Origin of the sequence: Sphingobacterium puteale (genome assembly GCF_050986225.1) — a bacterium.
In the GTDB taxonomy this organism is placed as follows: domain Bacteria; phylum Bacteroidota; class Bacteroidia; order Sphingobacteriales; family Sphingobacteriaceae; genus Sphingobacterium; species Sphingobacterium puteale.
Genome location: NZ_CP158959.1, coordinates 6,732,568 through 6,754,523 on the forward strand (window position 1 = coordinate 6,732,568; position 21,956 = coordinate 6,754,523).

At 42.5% G+C, this 21,956-nt stretch carries 11 protein-coding genes, 2 tRNA genes and 3 rRNA genes; 9 read left to right on the forward strand and 7 right to left on the reverse strand.

Features of this window, described 5'->3' with window-relative positions:
• Positions 1-13: 13 nt before the first annotated feature.
• On the forward strand, positions 14-1,222 hold the full coding sequence (coaBC, locus tag ABTV71_RS27890) for a bifunctional phosphopantothenoylcysteine decarboxylase/phosphopantothenate--cysteine ligase CoaBC (protein WP_121121192.1): 1,209 nt from the start codon (positions 14-16) through the stop codon (positions 1,220-1,222).
• A 42-nt stretch (positions 1,223-1,264) separates the two neighbouring features.
• On the opposite strand, the gene ABTV71_RS27895 is transcribed toward coaBC, so the two are convergent.
• Positions 1,265-2,632 carry a methyltransferase RsmF C-terminal domain-like protein gene (locus tag ABTV71_RS27895; protein WP_433901787.1) on the reverse strand — a complete coding sequence of 456 codons (1,368 nt, stop codon included), beginning with the start codon at positions 2,630-2,632 and terminating at the stop codon, positions 1,265-1,267.
• A gap of 87 nt (positions 2,633-2,719) precedes the next feature.
• Between ABTV71_RS27895 and ABTV71_RS27900 the strand changes: the two genes are divergently transcribed.
• Positions 2,720-3,106 carry an SRPBCC domain-containing protein gene (locus ABTV71_RS27900; protein WP_433901788.1) on the forward strand — a complete coding sequence of 129 codons (387 nt, stop codon included), beginning with the start codon at positions 2,720-2,722 and terminating at the stop codon, positions 3,104-3,106.
• Between the two features lie 487 nt (positions 3,107-3,593).
• Here ABTV71_RS27900 and rrf read toward each other — a convergent pair.
• The 5 genes from rrf to ABTV71_RS27925 all read right to left on the reverse strand — a co-directional run bounded on the left by rrf (position 3,594) and on the right by ABTV71_RS27925 (position 8,837).
• A 5S ribosomal RNA gene (gene rrf / locus ABTV71_RS27905) occupies positions 3,594-3,705 on the reverse strand.
• Positions 3,706-3,864: 159 nt separating this feature from the next.
• Positions 3,865-6,748 (reverse strand): 23S ribosomal RNA (locus ABTV71_RS27910).
• A gap of 278 nt (positions 6,749-7,026) precedes the next feature.
• Positions 7,027-7,100 (reverse strand) — tRNA-Ala (locus ABTV71_RS27915).
• A 12-nt stretch (positions 7,101-7,112) separates the two neighbouring features.
• Positions 7,113-7,186, reverse strand: a tRNA-Ile gene (locus ABTV71_RS27920).
• A 121-nt stretch (positions 7,187-7,307) separates the two neighbouring features.
• A 16S ribosomal RNA gene (locus tag ABTV71_RS27925) occupies positions 7,308-8,837 on the reverse strand.
• The 16S, 23S and 5S rRNA genes sit together here with 2 tRNA genes alongside, the layout of an rRNA operon.
• 1,574 nt (positions 8,838-10,411) lie before the next feature.
• On the opposite strand from ABTV71_RS27925, the gene ABTV71_RS27930 reads away from it, so the two are divergent.
• The 6 genes from ABTV71_RS27930 (at position 10,412) to ABTV71_RS27955 (ending at position 20,226) form a co-directional block, all read left to right on the forward strand.
• Positions 10,412-11,596: a Pycsar system effector family protein gene (locus ABTV71_RS27930; RefSeq protein ID WP_433901789.1), complete on the forward strand. Its 1,185-nt coding sequence runs from the start codon at positions 10,412-10,414 to the stop codon at positions 11,594-11,596.
• Between the two features lie 48 nt (positions 11,597-11,644).
• Positions 11,645-13,657 (forward strand): polyphosphate kinase 1, encoded by a 2,013-nt coding sequence (ppk1, locus tag ABTV71_RS27935; protein WP_121125465.1) that lies wholly within the window; start codon positions 11,645-11,647, stop codon positions 13,655-13,657.
• 4 nt (positions 13,658-13,661) lie between these two features.
• On the forward strand, positions 13,662-14,558 hold the full coding sequence (locus tag ABTV71_RS27940; protein ID WP_433901790.1) for an SdiA-regulated domain-containing protein: 897 nt from the start codon (positions 13,662-13,664) through the stop codon (positions 14,556-14,558).
• A gap of 5 nt (positions 14,559-14,563) precedes the next feature.
• Positions 14,564-17,173: a BamA/TamA family outer membrane protein gene (locus ABTV71_RS27945; protein ID WP_433901791.1), complete on the forward strand. Its 2,610-nt coding sequence runs from the start codon at positions 14,564-14,566 to the stop codon at positions 17,171-17,173.
• 14 nt (positions 17,174-17,187) lie between these two features.
• A complete protein-coding gene (locus tag ABTV71_RS27950) occupies positions 17,188-19,548 on the forward strand; it encodes a GAF domain-containing protein (RefSeq protein WP_433901792.1) in 2,361 nt (786 codons plus the stop codon).
• A 66-nt stretch (positions 19,549-19,614) separates the two neighbouring features.
• Entirely contained in the window at positions 19,615-20,226 is a 612-nt protein-coding gene (locus ABTV71_RS27955) for a trimeric intracellular cation channel family protein (RefSeq protein ID WP_121125461.1), read from the forward strand.
• A 55-nt stretch (positions 20,227-20,281) separates the two neighbouring features.
• On the opposite strand, the gene def is transcribed toward ABTV71_RS27955, so the two are convergent.
• Entirely contained in the window at positions 20,282-20,863 is a 582-nt protein-coding gene (gene def, locus ABTV71_RS27960; protein ID WP_121125460.1) for a peptide deformylase, read from the reverse strand.
• 262 nt (positions 20,864-21,125) lie between these two features.
• On the opposite strand from def, the gene ABTV71_RS27965 reads away from it, so the two are divergent.
• On the forward strand, positions 21,126-21,905 hold the full coding sequence (locus tag ABTV71_RS27965) for a hypothetical protein (RefSeq protein WP_433901793.1): 780 nt from the start codon (positions 21,126-21,128) through the stop codon (positions 21,903-21,905).
• Positions 21,906-21,956 lie beyond the last annotated feature (51 nt).

Below are 21,956 nucleotides of genomic sequence, written 5' to 3' on the forward strand. Positions count from 1 at the left end.
CCCAAAATCCACGATGACTTTAGCTGGGAAAAATATTGTAATTGCTGTATGCGGCAGCATTGCCGCATACAAAATTGCAAATCTAATTCGTCTGCTCATAAAAGCGGATGCCCGGGTTAAAGTGATTATGTCTGAGGAAGCCACAGCTTTCATTACCCCGCTTACGCTTTCTACACTTTCCAAAAATCCGGTTTTAATTGACTATTACCAACCAAATACAGGTGAATGGAATAATCATGTGCAAATCGCACTGGAAGCTGATTATATACTCGTAGCTCCTGCAACAGCAAATACCATCGCTAAGATGGCTAACGGACTCTGTGATAATCTACTTATGGCAGTATATTTATCAGCAAAGTGTCCAGTGTTCTTTGCTCCGGCAATGGATTTAGATATGTGGAAACACCCATCTACACAATCCAATATTGCCAAACTTCGAACTTACGGCAATATAATCATCCCTCCTGAAAAAGGGGAGTTAGCCAGTGGGTTAATAGGAGAAGGACGTCTTGCCGAACCAGAGGAACTTTTCCGCTTTTTAGCAGATTTTGCCAAAGAAAAACTTCCCCTATCGGGCCTAAAGGCGCTCGTATCAGCTGGACCAACGCATGAAGCCATAGATCCTGTCCGCTTTATTGGCAATCATTCCAGTGGAAAGATGGGCTTTGCCATTGCCCAACAATTAAAGGAACTCGGCGCCGATGTCACATTAGTTTCCGGACCTACTGCACTTCCTCATCCCCAACAAATGACAGTCATCCCTGTCACTTCCGCAGCCGAAATGCTTGAAGCCTGTGAAAAATATTTCGACGATGCTTCTATCATTGTCATGAGTGCCGCAGTTGCGGACTATACTCCTATCGAAGTGGCATTTCAGAAAATAAAGAAGAAAGAGAATGAATTTTCGATCGCTTTAAAGAAAACAACGGATATTCTCGCAACTTTAGGCAACAAAAAGAAGAAAGAACAATTACTGATCGGATTTGCCTTAGAGACCAACAATGAGCTGGAAAACGCCAAAGACAAATTAGTCCGAAAAAATCTCGATTTTATCGTGCTCAATTCCATGCAGGATCAGGGAGCCGGATTTGCTACAGATACCAATAAAGTCACGATTATCAATCGTTCAGGCGAGAGCAGTGTGTTTCCTCTGAAATCGAAGGAAGATGTGGCAAAAGATATTTGTTCGCTCATCTTACAACATATTCCTTCGAAAATATAAAATCATTTCTGGAATTCGAGCGGCATCTCAGTTCTCTCCCTCCTAGAGATTCACAATTCTTAGTTCCTTAGGGTAGTAGTTATTGATCCTATTCGGTAAGACTTTCATCCATCCCAATGACATGCCTTTATACTTCGCAAGTGTCCAGCCTTTAATATCAGCAGAAATATTCTCTGGGGTCACATTCTCCTTTCTAAGATAGTTTTGAGCTTCTCCCAGCGAAAGTTCAAGATGTTGGAAGTTAGTATTCAATACATTACTTAATGCCAATGCGTGGCTTGGAATCAGTTCCTTTCGACTGAGCTTTCCAATATTAATTCCAGCATTTTTGAGATAGAGCACATTCTGTAGATACTTCAAATCATTTTCATATACTTTTGGGAATATATAGAGATCATCGTGATGGATAAACGGTAAAAATTCATCCACATCTAGCAGCCAAGTGTCCAGAACTCCCTTTGGCACGTCAGACTTTTCAGGTTTTATCCGTTTTCTATTAAATGTAGATTGCTCAGCTATTTTGCGCAAAACAGTAATAAAAAAACCTTCGCCGCCTAATTTATGCGGGTAAAAACGGTACCCATGCGCTGCATGTTCGGCCGATTTTGTATGTTCAATGCCCCAATCACCATCAATTGCGATCTCAATAGACTCAAAGTCTCCCGTTCCTATCAGCCAATCCGCTATCTCTTCATTTTCCTCTTCAGAATAAGAGCAGGTTGAGTAAAGGAGGTACCCTCCGGTCTTCAATGCAGCAATACTTTCTGCCAATATTCGTTGTTGTCTTTCACTACAGAGTTTAACATTCGCTTCCGACCATTCATCTATCGCATCCGTATCCTTTCTAAACATTCCAGATCCAGAGCAAGGTGCGTCCACAACCATAAGATCAAAATATCCCGGTAATCGGTCAAAAGCCGAAGGGTCATTATTGGTAACCACCGTATTTGCGTTTCCCCATTTTGTTAAGTTATCCTGTAAGATATTGACACGCGTCTTAATAATCTCATTGGCAACTAGTAGGCTTTCAGGATGTAAACTACTGTTTAGCAAAGTAGACTTTCCCCCGGGAGCTGCACAGAGATCCAGCGCATAAACTGGCTTAGCTCCTATCTCCAACCGACGAATAATATGGTCTATAAACATAGACGATGCATCTTGGGGATAATAGCCACCAGCGTGAAATAAAGGATCAAGCGTAAATAGAGGGCGTTCCTCAAGATAAAAAGCGCTCTCGCACCAAGGTACCATGCCGCTACTCGGAAAGGGACATTCCCTCAATTTTTGAGGGTTTAACCGTATTGCCGTTGCCCGTTTGCCCTCTTCATGTACGCTAATAAATCCTTCGGTATCGAATAATGGATTTACACCCAGTTTTTTCACTAATGAATTTGGCAGAAAATTACTCATGTGTCCTAATAGTTTGGGCTAAAATTAATATAAATAAAAATGAAGTCAAAATAAGTAGTAAATTACGGGAAAGAGTAAATTTGTGTCATGAAAGATCTCAAGAAATATGCTATTATCCCGGCGACACCAGAAGAACTGTATCTCGCCCTAACAACCGAAATTACGGCCCGTCTTTGGACTGGCGATCTTGTATCGATAGATGCGACAGTAAATGGTGAATTTTCCTTGTGGGATGGAGCAATTACAGGCCGGTTCCTGGAATTAGAACCTTCTACGAAAATCGTACAGGAATGGTATTTTGGAGAAACTGATAGCCCTTCAATTGTTACATTAAAGTTGCATGAGCACAAAAAAGGGACATCATTGGAGATTAGGCAAACCAATATACCGGATGAAGATTACGAAAATATTGCTGAAGGTTGGGAAGATCCCTATATTTCTTCCCTAATTGATTTCTATACGGAAGAATATTAATTTTTATGAATATCTTTAGAAAGCCCAGTTTTTTTTAAGCTAGGCTTTTATTTTGCTTTATTTAATAAAGAACGTAACCTTTGCCTGAACTCTTTCTCCAATACCGAAAACAGAAAACATCCCTTGCGATAAGTTCTTTTAAGCACTTTAACATTCCATTATAAGATCTCCTTGGGCCTTATAGCTAAAAGAATAGCCTAGCTTCATCCTTTGTACCTTCCAGTTTCTACATTGGCCTTCAGTCCGGGAAGATCACCGTAGTAGGTCGAGAAAACAAAGCTGATGAGATGGGAAACGATACAGAAGAATATAATACGAAACACCTTTTGCAAAACCATTATAATCTTACAGCTTCTCATAGCGAACATGGAGCGGGGGCATAGTACCGGCAAAGGGAGGAAATGGACCGGAGGATAAATAAAGGTCTTTGGGGAGCATCCAAACGAAAGAAGCCCTTGACTGTTTCCAGCAAGGGCTTCCGTGTAAAAAAAGGCACCGACCTACTCTCCCACCTGTTACGGCAATACCATCGGCTCTGGCGGGCTTGACTGCTCTGTTCGGAATGGGAAGAGGTAGACACCGCCGATATAGGCACCTAAAGTTTTTTTATAGTATCAAGCTGTCAGACATGAGTATTTAGACTTTCCCGTGAAAGTGTATACCCATCCTATAGCTCACTCTATATTGACATATATATTGAAAGAGTTCTGTTTCCTTTGTTTCAAAAATTAAAGAGGAAGACAACAGTGTCTGTCTGCTTGAGAAAGCTTCGGGCTATTAGTACCACTTGGCTTTGGTCTCTCAACCTTTACACCTATGGCCTATCAACGTAGTCATCTCCTACGACCCTATTAGGAAGTCTCATCTCGTGGCTAGTTTCGCACTTAGATGCTTTCAGCGCTTATCTATTCCAGACGTAGCTACCCTGCCGTACACCTGGCGGCATAACAGGTTCACCAGAGGTCTGTCCAACCCGGTCCTCTCGTACTAAGGTCAGATCCACTCAAACTTCCAACGCCCACAACAGATAGGGACCGAACTGTCTCGCGACGTTCTGAACCCAGCTCGCGTGCCACTTTAATGGGCGAACAGCCCAACCCTTGGGACCTTCTCCAGCCCCAGGATGTGACGAGCCGACATCGAGGTGCCAAACCTCCCCGTCGATATGAGCTCTTGGGGGAGATCAGCCTGTTATCCCCAGCGTACCTTTTATCCTTTGAGCGATGGCCCTTCCATACAGAACCACCGGATCACTATGTCCGTCTTTCGACCCTGTTCGACTTGTCGGTCTCACAGTCAAGCAAGCTTATGCCATTGCACTCCGCGTACGGTTACCAAGCGTACTGAGCTTACCTTTGAAAGCCTCCGTTACCTTTTTGGAGGCGACCACCCCAGTCAAACTACCCACCAAACAATGTCCTCCACATGATGGAGTTAGAAACCGGATACAGAAAGGGCGGTATTTCAAGGGTGATTCCATGACTCCTGGCGAAGCCACTTCAATATCTCCCGCCTATCCTACACATCCTGTACCCAATCTCAATGTTAAGCTATAGTGAAGGTGCATGGGGTCTTTCCGTCCCGTTGCGGGTAATCGGCGTCTTCACCGATACCACAATTTCACCGAGCTCATGGCTGAGACAGCGCCCAGATCGTTACACCATTCGTGCAGGTCGGAACTTACCCGACAAGGAATTTCGCTACCTTAGGACCGTTATAGTTACGGCCGCCGTTTACTGGGGCTTCGATTCAATGCTTCTCTTGCGATGACATCCCCTCTTAACCTTCCAGCACCGGGCAGGTGTCAGGCCTTATACTTCATCTTGCGATTTTGCAAAGCCATATGTTTTTGTTAAACAGTCGCCTGGGCCTTTTCACTGCGGCTGCTCATCACTGAGACAGCGCCCCTTCTCCCGAAGTTACAGGGCCATTTTGCCGAGTTCCTTAGCCATGACTCACTCGAGCACCTTAGGATTCTCTCCTCGACCACCTGTGTCGGTTTGCGGTACGGGTCTTCATAACCTGAAGCTTAGCGGGTTTTCTTGGAAGTCTGTTTACCTGCTCTATCAGCGCCACCGGAGCTTTGCTGTACTATTGGGTTTCAGCTAGAGTTGCGGATTTGCCTACAACTCCAATACCTACGCCTTTCAACGAACTATTCCGTCAGTTCGCGGCAGTGTCACTACTCCGTCACCACATCGCAGTTATCAAGAGTACTGGAATATTAACCAGTTGTCCATCGGCTTGCCCCTTTCGGGTGCGCCTTAGGTCCCGACTGACCCTGATCCGATTAACGTTGATCAGGAAACCTTGGTCTTTCGGTGGGCGGGTTTCCCACCCGCCTTATCGTTACTTATGCCTACATTTGCTTTTCCATAACCTCCACACAGCATTACCACTGTGCTTCCCCGGCGATGGAATGCTCCCCTACCAGATGCATATCTTTCAATGCAAATCCATAGCTTCGGTACCGTTCTTGATGCCCGTTTATTATCCACGCCCGGCCGCTCGACTAGTGAGCTGTTACGCACTCTTTAAATGAATGGCTGCTTCCAAGCCAACATCCTAGCTGTCTGGGCAACCGGACCTCGTTAGTTCAACTTAGAACGGATTTGGGGACCTTAGCTGATGGTCTGGGTTCTTTCCCTCTCGGCCTTGGACCTTAGCACCCAAAGCCTCACTGCCGGCCATATCTGATAGCATTCGGAGTTCGTCTGGATTTGGTAGGATTTGACTCCCCCGCACCCAATCGGTAGCTCTACCTCTATCAGACTCCATGCCGACGCTGTTCCTAAAAACATTTCGGGGAGTACGAGCTATTTCCCAGTTTGATTGGCCTTTCACCCCTACCCTCAGGTCATCCGGAAACTTTTCAACGTTTATCGGTTCGGTCCTCCATTACATGTTACTGCAACTTCAACCTGCCCAAGGGTAGATCACAAGGTTTCGCGTCTACCTCATCTGACTATGCGCCCTATTAAGACTCGCTTTCGCTTCGGCTGCGTCCCTGAAGGACTTAACCTTGCCAGACAAGAGTAACTCGTAGGCTCATTATGCAAAAGGCACGCTGTCACAGAATCTCTCTGCTCCAACCGCTTGTAAGCACACGGTTTCAGGTTCTTTTCACTCCCCTGTTCGGGGTTCTTTTCACCTTTCCCTCACGGTACTGGTTCACTATCGGTCTCTCAGGAGTATTTAGCCTTACCAGATGGTGCTGGTGGATTCCCACAGGATTTCTCCGGTCCCGCGGTACTCAGGATACCACTATGCCAATATTCTTTACCTGTACGGGGCTCTCACCCTTGTCGCGCAGTTTCCCACCTGCTTCCAGTTCATAGCATTGTACAATCTCGTGGTCCTACAACCCCGACCATGCCGTAACATGATCGGTTTGGGCTCTTTCCCGTTCGCTCGCCACTACTTGGGAAATCATTGTTATTTTCTTCTCCTACGCCTACTTAGATGTTTCAGTTCAGCGCGTTCGCGTTTTATACGACTATTCTTCAAATAGTCAGGTTGCCCCATTCGGAAATCTCTGGATCAAGTCGCATTTGCCGATCCCCAGAGCTTATCGCAGCTTATCACGTCCTTCTTCGCCTCTGAGAGCCTAGGCATCCCCCGTGTGCCCTTATTTACTTTCTTCACCGGCATAGCCTTTTGCTACTATGCGGCTGCTTTTGATATATATACCCGTATGCTACGCAAAGATTCGTCCGGCATTCACCGGGGGTCTCCTCTTTACATCAGACACATACACGTATTGTCTCTACTGTTGTCTTCTCTTGTAATTTTTTTTCTCTTTCAATATGTCAAAGAACTCTTTTTTTAGTAACCAGTAGTTAGATGTTAGTATTTAGACTCCTATATATCGCTATACCGTCATCTTCATACTAAATACTTGATACTATGTACTAAGAACGTGGAGAATAACGGATTCGAACCGTTGACCCCCTGCGTGCAAGGCAGGTGCTCTAGCCAGCTGAGCTAATTCCCCTTTTTAATTTCGTAGTCCCGAGCAGATTTGAACTGCTGACCCCTACATTATCAGTGTAGTGCTCTAACCAACTGAGCTACGGGACTAGCTATTCTGTTCATCTATCTCTCTCAGGGACCGCTCCATCCGGGGCGGGCACTTTCTTCTGATGTTTTATTCTTTTTCAATCATATGTAACGTGACGAGTACCGGTCCGCGATACTCTAGAAAGGAGGTATTCCAGCCGCACCTTCCGGTACGGCTACCTTGTTACGACTTAGCCCCAATTATCGGTTTTACCCTAACACGCTCCTTGCGGTCACATGCTTTAGGTACCCCCAACTTTCATGGCTTGACGGGCGGTGTGTACAAGGCCCGGGAACGTATTCACCGCGTCATTGCTGATACGCGATTACTAGCGAATCCAACTTCATGGGGTCGAGTTGCAGACCCCAATCCGAACTGTGAATGGCTTTTAGAGATTAGCACCATATTGCTATGTAGCTGCCCGCTGTACCATCCATTGTAGCACGTGTGTAGCCCCGGACGTAAGGGCCATGATGACTTGACGTCGTCCCCACCTTCCTCTCTGCTTGCGCAGGCAGTCTGTTTAGAGTCCCCACCATCACATGCTGGCAACTAAACATAGGGGTTGCGCTCGTTGCGGGACTTAACCCAACACCTCACGGCACGAGCTGACGACAGCCATGCAGCACCTAGTTTCGTGTCCCGAAGGACGGATGCGTCTCTGCATCCTTCACTAACTTTCAAGCCCGGGTAAGGTTCCTCGCGTATCATCGAATTAAACCACATGCTCCTCCGCTTGTGCGGGCCCCCGTCAATTCCTTTGAGTTTCACCCTTGCGGGCGTACTCCCCAGGTGGATAACTTAACGCTTTCGCTTGGACGCTGGCGGTCTATCGCCAACATCGAGTTATCATCGTTTAGGGCGTGGACTACCAGGGTATCTAATCCTGTTCGATCCCCACGCTTTCGTGCATCAGCGTCAATACCAGCTTAGTGAGCTGCCTTCGCAATCGGAGTTCTAAGACATATCTATGCATTTCACCGCTACTTGTCTTATTCCGCCCACTTCAAATGGATTCAAGCCCGTCAGTATCAAAGGCACTGCGATGGTTGAGCCACCGTATTTCACCCCTGACTTAACAGGCCGCCTACGCACCCTTTAAACCCAATAAATCCGGATAACGCTCGGATCCTCCGTATTACCGCGGCTGCTGGCACGGAGTTAGCCGATCCTTATTCTTCCAGTACATTCAGCCAGATACTCGTATCTGGGTTTATTCCTGGACAAAAGCAGTTTACAACCCATAGGGCAGTCATCCTGCACGCGGCATGGCTGGTTCAGGCTTCCGCCCATTGACCAATATTCCTTACTGCTGCCTCCCGTAGGAGTCTGGTCCGTGTCTCAGTACCAGTGTGGGGGATTCTCCTCTCAGAGCCCCTAGACATCGTCGCCTTGGTAAGCCGTTACCCTACCAACTAGCTAATGTCACGCGAGCCCATCTCTATCCTATAAATATTTAATCAACCGGACATGCGAACTGTTGATGTTATGCGGTGTTAATCTCTCTTTCGAGAGGCTATCCCCCTGATAGAGGTAGGTTGCTCACGCGTTACGCACCCGTGCGCCACTCTCATTAACTTAAAGCAAGCTTTAAGTTAAATCCCGTCCGACTTGCATGTATTAGGCCTGCCGCTAGCGTTCATCCTGAGCCAGGATCAAACTCTCCATTGTAAAATGAAGTTTTTGATTCCAACTATTTATAATAATCAGAATTCTTTTTTTTATATCTCTGATCTTGGACCGAATTGAACTATTCTTGAATTTGTTCATGACTTTCGACTTTCGTCTGTCTACCCGTCACGCTTACATGATTGTGTTTTCTTAAAGAACTTCTCTCGCTTCAACTTCCGTATCCGCTATATCCCGATGGGCACCAGCCCCTCTTTATCTTTTTTTGTTCCCCTCCGTTTCCGTTGGGACTGCAAAGGTAGAAATCTTTTCGGAACTTCCAAAAAACTTTTAAAGTTTTTTTCTTTTCCCTTTTTTCGATTTCCGCGTTTAATTCTCATTAAACCCTTCTTTTTTCATGGATACCTGCTCTCGCGGTAACCGTCCCTCCCTTGCGGAGTGGTGCAAAGATAGGGAGTTTAATAACAAACTTCCAAGACTTTTGTTCTTATTTATTTCGTTTTGCCGCTAACTGGCTGTGAACTTGGGGGATTATTTTTCCAAAAGAGGACTCTCCGCGGTCCGAAAGGCCGGTTATCCGCGGATCTGCGGCAGACTCTGGGGCACAACGGGGGACCGGGGCGGCGACCGGAGGACTGGAAGAGGATACAGAACGCCGTGAAATCCCAGGCCGGTCACTTGCATCCTTGAACGGAGCATCGGCGGCGCCGGCGCTTTTTTTTTTCCAGAAGCACAGGACCGGCCAACAGAGATCCCTAGGGGGATCCCGTGGGAAGGCCGGAGGACTGGAAGCAGACGTGGACAAAACAGTAAACCCGCCGGGAAGACAACAGGACAAAACAAAAAAATCCGATGAGCCGGCCCCACCCGGACTGGGGAGACCGAATCATGGGCAGGCATAAGAATCGCAGCCGGGCAGTCCGCGGAGCCCATAGAAAAATAAGGCAACAATACCAACAACAATGTCGGTAAAGACCCTATGTTTAGTTAAGTTTTATTTAGGTTTTGTTTAGGTTTAGTTTAGGTATTCTTTAGGTAAAAGCTAACCTATACCTAACTAAATCCTAATCTAAGTCTAGATTATTTCTAAACTATTATAAAATTGATACCTGAGCAGATCATAACATAAACTAAAGACGGAGATGCGACATGAACGATAGTAGGACTGTGGTTGCGAGCCGTGGACCTGGATCAGAATATTTACCAACTTAAACATTGTATTTCTTATCTAACGCAAAAACACTTCATTAGGATCAAGCTAAGCAAACCACAATTCATCACCGAGGGCAACTACAACTAGTCAGAATCAGGTAAAACACATAAAAAGGTAGAGGAGAAGCTACCGCTTATCAAACTAACCCGAGGAGCTTAAAAGAACAACAGCAGGACATGGCATCCTAAAAATCAGAAATGCTCGTGGTCCCACGGCATCGATAGCAGCAATTACACTTAAGTAAAAACTTAAAGGACGCACGCTGTACAAAAAAACAATGATTTTGTCTGCTTTCTGGTCTATCAAACTTGATCTAGATCAAAAAATTACGAAAAGGGATCACATATATACAAGATGTTAAAGATATTGAATACTTTTATTCTAAATAAACATCATATTGGTCATGATAGATTATAACGAGCTTTTAAAACAAGTAGAGCACTATTCTAATACTTATATTGTAGAAAACATATCTTCTTGTCATTGTTTTCACAACAGCCTACACACACATTCAGTAGTACAGGCGGCAGAAGAGATTTCGTCGTTCTATAAGTTAAACGATGAAGATCATTTTATTGTGATCAGTGCTGCTTATTTTCATGATCTAGGCTATGTAGAATCTGACAACGCGATTGGCCATGAGAAAAGAAGCGTAGAAATAGCTTTGGACTTTCTGAAAGATAAAGACATATCCGAAGATGTTAAAGAAAAAATCAAAGGTTGCATCCTTGCGACGAGAATGCCTCAGGACCCAAACAATCTACTGGAACAGATTCTTTGTGATGCCGACCTGTTTCATTTTGGTAATGACGACTTTGAAAAGAGGAACAAACTTATGAAAGCCGAAGCGGAAGCTGTATTGGGAAAAGAAATTGACAAAGATGTCTGGCGTGCAGGTACAATAAAACTTTTGGCCGGCCATCATTACCATACGGATTATGCGCAACAAAAGCTCAATGCAAAAAAAGAACAGAACTTAAAAGAACTCGAACGAAAACAGGAAAAATCCAACGCCAAGAAAAAAGAAGACAAAAAAGAAACAAAAAAAGAGAAAGACAAAAGCGCCAAACCCGAACGTGGCATAGAGACGATGTTTCGGATAACATCGTCCAACAACCAGCGCCTGAGCGACATGGCTGACAATAAAGCGAACATATTATTAACCGTCAATTCCATTATTCTATCCGTTGTCATTGCGGTACTGTTTAGAAAATTAGATAGCAATGAGCATCTGATCTTTCCAACGATTATCCTCACTCTAATTGTTGTGGCAACTATGGTGATGGCCATATTATCGACTATACCCAAAATACCCGCTGGAAAATTTTCAAAACAGGAGATTGAGGATAAAACCGTCAATCTATTATTTTTCGGAAACTTCTACAAAATGAAACTCGACGACTATAACGAGGGGATGCAAAAAGTAATGATCGACTCCGAATTTTTATACGGCATGCTTACAAAAGATGTTTATTCCCAAGGCGTCGTTCTGGGCAGAAAATACAAGTTATTACGTTATTCTTATGGAATCTTTATGTTTGGCTTGGTCATCTCTGTTATTTCTTTTGTTATTGCAACACTCTTATAAAATGGATACTGCTCTTCTAACCGCATTATTCCTTAGATTATTTTTTGAATGAAAAAAAAAGACCTATATATCAACAGAGATATCAGTTGGCTTTCCTTTAATGACAGGGTACTTAACGAAGCTGGACGCCCGGCAGTACCATTGTTGGAGAAATTACAGTTTCTCGCTATTTTTTCCTCAAACTTAGATGAGTTCTACCGTGTACGGATGCCCGTATTAATGGCTTGGAAGAAAATTAAAAAAAAGACTACTGACCAGGTCGTCCCGAATCTTGACATTGGGACGTATAAAAAAGCATCCAAAATTATCCATAAACAACAGGAAAAATTTGGACTCTTTTTAACTGATATTATTCAGCAGTTAGCTGCGGAAAACATTATCCTAATCTATAACCAAGAGATTCCATTAGCGGTAAAATCTCTTGCCGCAAAATATTTTTTTAGCACGATTGCTTCTTATCTGCAAATCATTCCTGTTAACGAAGAATTCTCTTTTTTTCCGATCAACAACCGTCTGTACTTTGCTCTGACAGACAATAGTGCGTCTGATCTGTTCATTGTCAATATACCCGCAGATCGCATTAATCGGTTCTTCACCTGCCAGGTCAATGCCAAAACATATGTTGTCTTCATCGACGATATCATTAAATTATTTTTACCCAACTTCATAAAAGACAAGAGTTTAAATTTCTACACCTTCAAAATTACCCGGGACGCTGAGCTTAATTTGCAAGATGAATTTGAGGGTGATATTGCTCAGAAAATAGAGGCAGAAGTCAATAAAAGAGATCTTGGTTACGCAACCCGATTCTTACATCAGCCGGGTTTTCCAGAACAGCTCATCGAAAGACTTGCGGTTCTTTTTGACCTGCGGAAAAGTAGTATTGTCGCCGGAGGTTATTACCATAATCTAAAGGACTTTTTCTCCTTCCCAATAAAAGAGGAAGCATTGTCCTTCCCGAAACAGCGACAGATAGAGGTACATCAGGATTTCGAACATTCCCTTTTTGATCAGCTCGATCAGAAGGATATATTGATCTGTACTCCTTATGAATCGTTTGATCCCATTCTTCGATTTTTTAACGAAGCGGCTATCGATCCTGAGGTTGTGGAAATCCACACGACACTCTATCGAATTGCCGGTGATTCGCATATCGCCCAAGCGCTGGCCACTGCAGCAAAGAATGGAAAGAAAGTAAATGTGTTTGTTGAATTAAAAGCACGTTTCGACGAAGCCAATAATATACATTGGTCCAGAATTATGAAGGAACAGGGGGTAAGAATCAGTTATAGCATTCCTAATCTCAAAGTGCATGCTAAAATTGCACTTGTCAGACGAAAAGATGGAAAAGAAAGCGCACTATTTGGGACTGGCAACTTAAACGAGAAGACCGCCACCGTATATACTGACTATTTTTTGATGACATCCAACCGTTTACTGACAGCGGAACTAGGTCAGCTATTTGAGTTTTTACCCAATAGAAAGAAACCAAGCAGTCCAACAGATATTTCATTTCGGCACCTATTGGTAGCGCAATTCAATCTAAAGCAGACTTTCATCGGGCTGATCGACGAAGCAATCGCTCAGCTCAGCCAAGGAAGAACTACTTTGATAAAAATTAAGCTAAACAATTTAGAGGAAGAATCGTTAATCAATAAATTGTATGAGGCTAGCCAAGCAGGTGTAAAGGTACAATTGTTGGTCAGAGGAATATGCCGGCTTAAGCCTCAAGTACAAGGTTTAAGTGAAAATATCAAAGTTAAACGGATTGTAGGTCGCTATTTAGAACACGGGAGAATCTTTATATTTCGGTACGGCGATGATACAAAGGTATATTTAGGTTCCTCAGATTGGATGGATCGCAATATCTACCGTCGGATAGAAACCTGTTTTCCAGTACTGGAAACAGTATTATCCAAAAAGATTCAGCAGCTCTTCGAAATCCAGTTCGCTGACGATATCGAAGCTACTTTTATTGACGACCTAGGGCAAAACATACCTATAGCACATCCGCTTGGCAATAAATCGCAGCAACAAATTGTTGATTACTTAAACAACTAAATTGATGAAAAACTCAACACGACTATCAGTTTTTGCTTTGGGAATAATTTCCTCGGTATTAATAGCTTGCAACCCCAGTAACGCAAACAAAGAACGCACAGCTCATTTTACGGACACAACAACAGACAAAAAACCGCAACAGGCAATTCCTTATCAATTGCTGTCCGGCGAAAAGATAAGTTTACCCAACGAGCTGCTCGAAATATCAGGGATCGCATTTTTAGAGGGGCAGGATGAAGAGATTTATGCCATTCAAGATGAACAAGGATTACTTTTTAAATACCATTTGCCTACTCAGAAGCTCACATTCAGCCAATTCGGAAAAGATGGTGATTACGAAGACATTGGTATTAGTAAAACACATTTCTTTGTTTTAAAGAGCAATGGCAGTGTCTATTCCTTCCCAATGACAGATAAAGATAACATACAGGCGGTCGCTGAGCAAAAAGACATTCTTCCTAAGGGCGAATATGAAGGACTTTATGTCGATAAAGCAGCTAACCTCGCTTATGTTCTCTGCAAAGAATGCCGAGTAGACAAAAAACAATCACAAACAACCGGATATATTTTTTCCATTGGAACGGATGGCAAATTCAGTCCAAAAGGCGAATTTGCCATCCAAGTCGATGAGCTAAAGAAACTTGATCCCAAGATCAAAAAGACCTTCAAACCGTCAGCGCTTGCAAAGAAAACCGATAGCAATGAATGGTATATTTTATCCTCCATTGACAAGGCGCTCGTTGTAACGGACGAAAACTTCAAGGTCAAATCCTTAACGCCGTTGGATCCAAAGCTATTTCCTCAACCAGAAGGGATCAACTTTGATTCAAAATCCAATCTTTACATCAGCAGTGAAGCCGGTGATCAGGACAAAGGAATCATTTATAAATTTGAAAAATAATCAGCATGCAACGGGTCTTACCATTTCTTTTACTTTTTTTTACCGCACAAGCTTATTCTCAGCAGAAGAACAAGTCGACCTTGTCAGCTGAAGCATACAAAGACAAGTCTTTGACGCAAGCCGTGATAAAAGATAGTATTACTGTTGTCGCAAATGCAAAGTATGGACAGGCGGGCAAATTTAAAAAATCATTTCTGGGAGAAAACTACCGCAAAGAATGGGCTGCCGAAACCTCATTACCCATACTTCAGCTATCTAAATTATTCGGAGGTCTAACGCCGGTCAAACAAGGAGGGGGCATGCAATCCGTGTCACTTCGATTGACAGATCCAACAGGAAGAGAATGGGCCCTTCGATCAGTAAATAAACGAACAGAATCTTTGATTCCAGAAGAATTGCACGGAACCTTTGTTCAGGATGTCCTGGACGATGCGACAAGTGCGCAACATCCTTATTCCGCGCTGATGATCCCCGCACTAGCCAATGCTGTCAACGTCCCACATGCACATCCTATTATTGGATTTGTCGCACCGGATCCGATCCTTGGCCAATACGCAGGGCTATTCGAAAATACTGTAGCCCTATTGGAAGAACGGGAACCGCTGGGCGACTCTGATAATAGTGCTAAAGCGGTTCGCAAACTCCAGGAAGACAATGACGATAATTTTAAACCCAAGGCATACCTCAGAGCACGCATGCTGGACGTGATGGTAAGCGATTGGGATCGTCATGAAGATCAATGGCGCTGGTACAATGAAAATCAGAATACGAATGACAAAGATAAGGACTATATTCCCATTCCACGTGACCGCGATCAGGCTTTACGTGTTACACAGGGATTTTTGATGAAAGATATTTACCAGCGATTTGTAAATCCTGTTATGCAAGGTTTTACTATGGGCATTCCAAATATCAGATATTCCCTTTTCAAATCCAGGTTTTTAAATGCACACCCCAGCAATCAGCTCTCCCACAAAGAATGGACAAAAGAAGTAGACCAATTTGTCGCCCGATTGACCGATTCGGTACTCCGGCAGTCTGTCAACAGCTTGCCCCAATCATCCATAGCGATTCGGGGCGAACAGATTTTCCGCACCCTTCAGAGCAGACGTGATGCTCTGCCTACTGCGATGGAACAATATTATCGCTTTATCAATAATATTGTAGATATCCATTTCAGTGATAAGAACGAGAAGGTAGAGATCGTCAACACCAAAGACAGGGGATTAAATGTCAAGGTATCCAAAATCAACAAAGATGGAAGGGTGACTAAAACAATAATGGACAAAGTTTACGAAGAAAATTTGACGAAAGAGATTCGGTTATACCTTTCTGAGGGGCAGGACTCGTTGTTAATAAATAATACAAATTCTCCGATAAAACTGCGAATAATTGGCGATAGTTTGCCAAAAACCTATGTAATCGACAATAGCAGATCAAGAATAAAGCTCTATGAAAACACGTCCAATTCAACGATTTTAGGAGAAAAAAAACGAGTCAAGCTACATCGCGGTAAAGATAGCGTAAATACAGCATTTGTTCCCGTAAATTTATACAATTCCTGGCTACCATTGTTAACAGCTGGCTACAATGCTGATGATGGTTTTTCTTTGGGGCTTGGCGCAGCATATACCCACCAGCGGGGATTTAGGAAAACGCCTTTTACCTACAAACAACAGATTACAGTCGCTACGGCATTCCGCACAGGTGCCTATAAAATACATTATCGCGGTGAATGGGAAGATGTCATAGGCAATGCCGACTTCGTCATTGACGCACTGGCAAAAGCTCCCGACAATACACAAAACTTTTTTGGCGTGGGCAACAATTCATTGTTCTTAGAAGACCAGCATGGGGCAAAGTACTACCGTAGCCGATTCAATATTTTTAATATCAATCCGCTACTGAGGTGGCATCCATCATCAACGTTAAATTACGCGATTGGCCCCCATATCCAGTTCTATCATCTGGATCCCGTTGAAAATCAAGGTCGTTTTATCCTAAATCCGCAGGCGCTGCATTCCTATGATAGTCTCTCCATTACCCATGACAAGGCCTTCGCTGGATTAAATGCTTTTCTAATACAAGATACACGTAATCGCAAGATCAATCCCAGTAAAGGAGTATTTGTCAAGGCTGCAATGCATTCCTTTTTAGGTTTAAATAAATATTCGCGTCATTCGGCACAGTTAAGCGCAGAAATGACCGGTTATTTTAGTGCAATTAACGAAGGTATTATATTTGCCAACAGGGTAGGAGGAGGAACGGTGGTAGGTAACCCAACATTCTATCAATATCTTTTTCTTGGTGGTCACGAAAATCTACGTGGTTATCGACAATACCGTTTTGCTGGGGAACAAATGGTCTACAATAACCTCGAGGCTCGTGTTAAGATCCATGATATAAAAAGCTACGTTCTGCCCGGGGAGCTGGGCCTCATGGGCATGTATGATATTGGAAAAGTCTGGGCAAAAGACCATAACAGTTCCACTTTCCACCAAGGATTCGGCGGTGGGCTTTATTATATCGTGGCAAATGCCTTGCCCCTGCACTTCGTGATGGCCAAATCCAACGAAGGCTGGTATCCTTATTTTAGTACAGGCTTTCGCTTCTAAAGTATGTTCAATAAATGGAAATAAGGAAAGTACAACTGACAAAAGGCAAAAGCATAATCTATAAGCTCGAAAAAAAACTTCATTTTGAACCTTTCTTTCGATACCTAGAATCCTTTACCGAAAGTGGTATATCTTCTGATGATATGATTCCATTATTTGCCCTAGAGCGGATAAAAGAAATTGAAAGTGTCAGCGGTAAGCTATGTAAACACAACTTAAGTGCCTATAAAGATATTTTGCAGCTCATCTATAGCCTTTCGGTATCGCTTATAGATACAGATCCCAAACGATATTGGGCGCTCGCTACGCCGCTTGCAGAAGAAACGTTTTATGGGACAGATGCCTTTTTTGACCTCTGGAAAAATAGATTGGAGGAACAGGATATCCCAGGTCAAATGCAAGATGGAAAGACCCTAAGCAACCAGGAAAAGCTGATATATGCGCTTATTCTCGAACGTCTATACGGACTGCCTGCCAAAGAAAATAATACAATTGTTTATCATCATTTAAATGAAAAAGGCGACATCATCGATTATTATGATCTAACTATAGATTTCAAATTTGTTGATATTAAGCAAAAAAAGGAACTTCCGCAATTTGACTTGAGAAATCTGAGCAAAAACACCAATGACGCTTCTTTGTTCAATTGGGATCATGTCATTAATGCAATTAAGCTAGAAGATTTTGAATTATCCGGGTTCACTATTCTCACTGTCAAAAAAAGTAGTCTTGAACATACTATTAACAGAATTCAGTCTATTTTATTGGATCTTGCCACATACAATTATCATCTTTTTTTATCAGATGTGGAGAAAATTATCACTCCGATCCTAAAGAGTACGGATACAATCTTTAGTCTGTTTCCATTGTTTCAGTTAAATGGCCTGCCTTTTTTTGATTATTCCATTACAAATAAAAGTATTTTAATCTCCGAAGCACACGCCAGCAACAGCTATACCAACATCAATCCGCAAGTTGCAAACTACTTAAAACACCCGCATCTTATTTTTTATAATACCCTAGATGCCATTAAAAATACAACATCCATTTTTGATGAACGAATTAAGGCGTCCGGGGTTAAGACCTATCTGTGTATTCCATTGATACATAACCACGCCTTGTCCGGGATTATGGAAGTCTACAGTCATCGGCTGGATCAATTGGATAATGAAACCATTCAATCCCTTCGCGCGCTTGTGCCGCTATTGTCTCAGCTATCCTATGATATCACGGCAGAGTTCAAGAAACGCATTGACGAGATTATTATTAATCGGTTTACAACAATCCAGCCGGCCGTACAGTGGAAGTTTAATCATATTGCAGCTCAATATATTCAGGAACTGGAAAATGATGAACAGAACGCCCATATTAAACCTGTTATTTTCGAAGAAGTCTATCCTCTTTATGGTGCTATAGATGTAAAGGATTCTACCGTCATCCGCAATGCATCTATTTTAAAAGATTTTGGTTTCAAAGTGAAACAACTAGCTCTTCTCATTGACGAACTATCCAGGGACGGCAAACATCAGCTCATTATTGATTTTTCAAAACGGGTAGACCAGATTACTTTGTCACTCGACCAAATCTCCTTTGATGAATCCATGGTCAAGATCATTGAATTTTTCAGAAAAGATGTACAGCCATTTATCGAGGCCGCGAGACGAGAATTCTCAACAAAGCACGCCATTATTGAGCATTATGCCAAGCATTTTTTCACGAATCGTGAAACTGGAGAATTTTACAGAAATGAATTTGAGACCTCATTATGGAAGATAAATCAAATCATCAGTAAGGAACTCAATCATTTCAACAGTTTTATCCAGGGCAATTATCCATCGTATTTTCAAAAATTCAGAACCGACGGTATTGAATACGATATCTATATAGGAGAATCCATTACACCACAGCAGACCTTTAGCAAAGAATTTATCAATATCTTTAGACGACAGCAGATTATCTCCATGGCCCGTATTGCACTGAAAGCACATCACGCAAAACAGGATTTACCAATTCCCTTAGAGACCACACAGCTTATTTTCATCAACCCTCACAGTATTGACATCAGCTTTCGTGAAGACGAGCGTAGATTTGATGTCGAGGGCTCATTGAATATCCGTTACGAAATCATCAAAAAAAGAATAGATAAAATACGGGTAAAACGGACCAAGGAAAGGCTCACCCAGGTCAACAAGATTGCCATTGTCTATCTTTCGGACGAGGTGTTAGAAGACCTTAATCTAAGTATAAAGGCTATCTATGATATGGGCATCATTGAAAGTACCATAGAGCATCTCAAACTGGAGGATGTACAAGGAATAGTAGGTTTGAAAGCTATTCGTCTTACAGTAAACCTAAACTATCGGGATTTCTCCTAAATTTGCATAAATCTCTCTCGATCTAGTAGAGCGTAAATAGGGGAATTATTTTAATAAAGTATTACGATGATAACTGATGCCAACTATTTTTATTTAAGCGATTTGCTTGGCACCTTATTTTTTGCGATATCGGGCACCTTATCCGCAAAGCGTAAGGACATCGATATTTTTGGAGCTGCTTTCTTGGGCTTTGTGACAGCTATTGGCGGCGGATCCATGCGCGATGTATTTCTAAATTTACGCCCCGTTTGGGTAAATGATAGCAATTATCTTATTGCGATATTCTTAGGCATCTTAATTGCAATTGTCTTCAATAGGCAGCTCTATGGCTATTATAGAACCTTGACACTTTTTGATGCAATAGGAATCAGCTTCTTCACCATCTTAGGCGTGCAAAAGTCATTGAACTATGAAAGTAATGTCTATGCAGCCATCATCTTTGGTATGTTTACAGCTGTATGTGGGGGTATGATACGAGATATCCTTCTCAATGAGACGCCTTTGATCTTCAAAAAGGAGGTATATGCTACGGCCTGTTTGGCGGGCGGATTAATTTATATTCTGCTTGTTCACCTCGATCTGGATTTGTCCTGGGCAGCCATTATTGCTGCCAGTGTCGTTTTTCTGATTCGAATGACCGCGGTTAAGTATCGGTTATATCTTCCCCGATTGGACTGAGTGGGAAGATTGGAAAACTATCGCTACTATAAAATAAGAAAAGCGTTAGTTTGGACTAACGCTTTTTCTTTTGCTGTGGAAATTTCATTTTATAGCTCACTCGGATATTGCCTTTGGCAATCGCATCCAACTTACCCTTTAACATTGTTTTCTTAAGTGTACTCAATTTGTCTGTAAACAGCTTCCCTTCGAGATGGTCATATTCGTGTTGAACAACGCGTGCCGCCAATCCGGTCAGATCCACTTCGTGCTCCTCAAAATTCTCGTCCAAATAATTGATACGAATATTTTTATGACGAAGTACGTCTTCATTAATATCAGGAATACTTAGGCAGCCTTCGCCAAAAGCCCATTTTTCACCAGATTCCTCTACCATAATCGGGTTAATGAAAACTCTTTTGAAAGATTTGAGCATTTCTTTATTCTCTTCGTCGTCGTCAGCAAACGGCGTCGCATCAATAACAAACATACGTATTGGCAAGCCTACCTGCGGCGCCGCAATTCCTACACCATGTGCAGCATACATGGTGTCAAACATATCATCTATCAATTTCTTTAAATCAGGATAGTCTTCATCTATTTCCTCGGCAACCTTTCTTAATACAGGGTCGCCATACGCCACTATCGGAAGTTTCATATATAAATAATTATTTATAAGTGTCGATTGTCATTGGTACAAATGAAGTCGTCGCACTTAGTTTGTTTTTTAAAGTCCTATGAAATATGCTGTATAAATTATATAACACAAATTTTTTTCGCCTGCAGATGCTCAGCCAACATCGGTGTTATGCTTTTTAAGCATGGATATTTCACAGTACAATCATATTTTGCACAAAGATACGGATAATTATTAAAAGCGAATATTTCGTCAGAACTTCCATAAGAGTTACTTTTGTTTTATGAATCCAGCTTTTAAAGATCTTGTTATTCGGTTCAAAATCGAGCTTGAACGGCACCTGGCAGTGCGATTACCCATGATCGAACTAGATGGATATCTACAAATTGAATCTTCTGAATTAACAAAAAAGATCTTCCTCTATCCCAACGAAAGACGTTCACGGTTTCAGGGGCCCGAAGAAGGCATCCATATAGACGAGGATATATTGGCACAAAAATTCGACCTCATTGTGCAGCGCATCGTTGCCAAATGGAAGAATAATCGTCGTATTTACGCACGGAAAACAATCGTTGCGCGGATTGATAAAAAAGTAAGCCAGCAGTTCCTCGTGGAACATCATCTACAAACTCCACTTCCGGGAAAATACAGATACGGACTATATGAGCAGGGCGAACTCGTGTCCATAGCTGTTTTTTCCGGAGGGCGCCGTATGAGCGATAAAAATGACGAATACCGATCTTTTGAGTTATTGCGCTTTTGCAATAAATCTGGCTATAATGTGATTGGCGGACTAAGCAAATTAATCAAGGCTTTTGCGAAAGACTTTTCCCCGGGAGATATCATGACTTATACCGACAGAGATTGGAATCAGCATTCTTCCTTAGAAAAAATCGGTTTCACGATAAAAGACATTACAGCTCCTATCACTTTCTGGGTTGCAGGAGCGCATAGATATACTTATCGTAATGAAGAAGAGCTAAGTGTATTAATGGATCAGGCTCCACTTGGTTTTCCAAAGGAAAACATGGGAAGCATCAAGATGATTTTGTATATAAAATAAGCTAAATTGTGTATATTGTACACTGTAATAAATTTGAAAAATAAATAATCA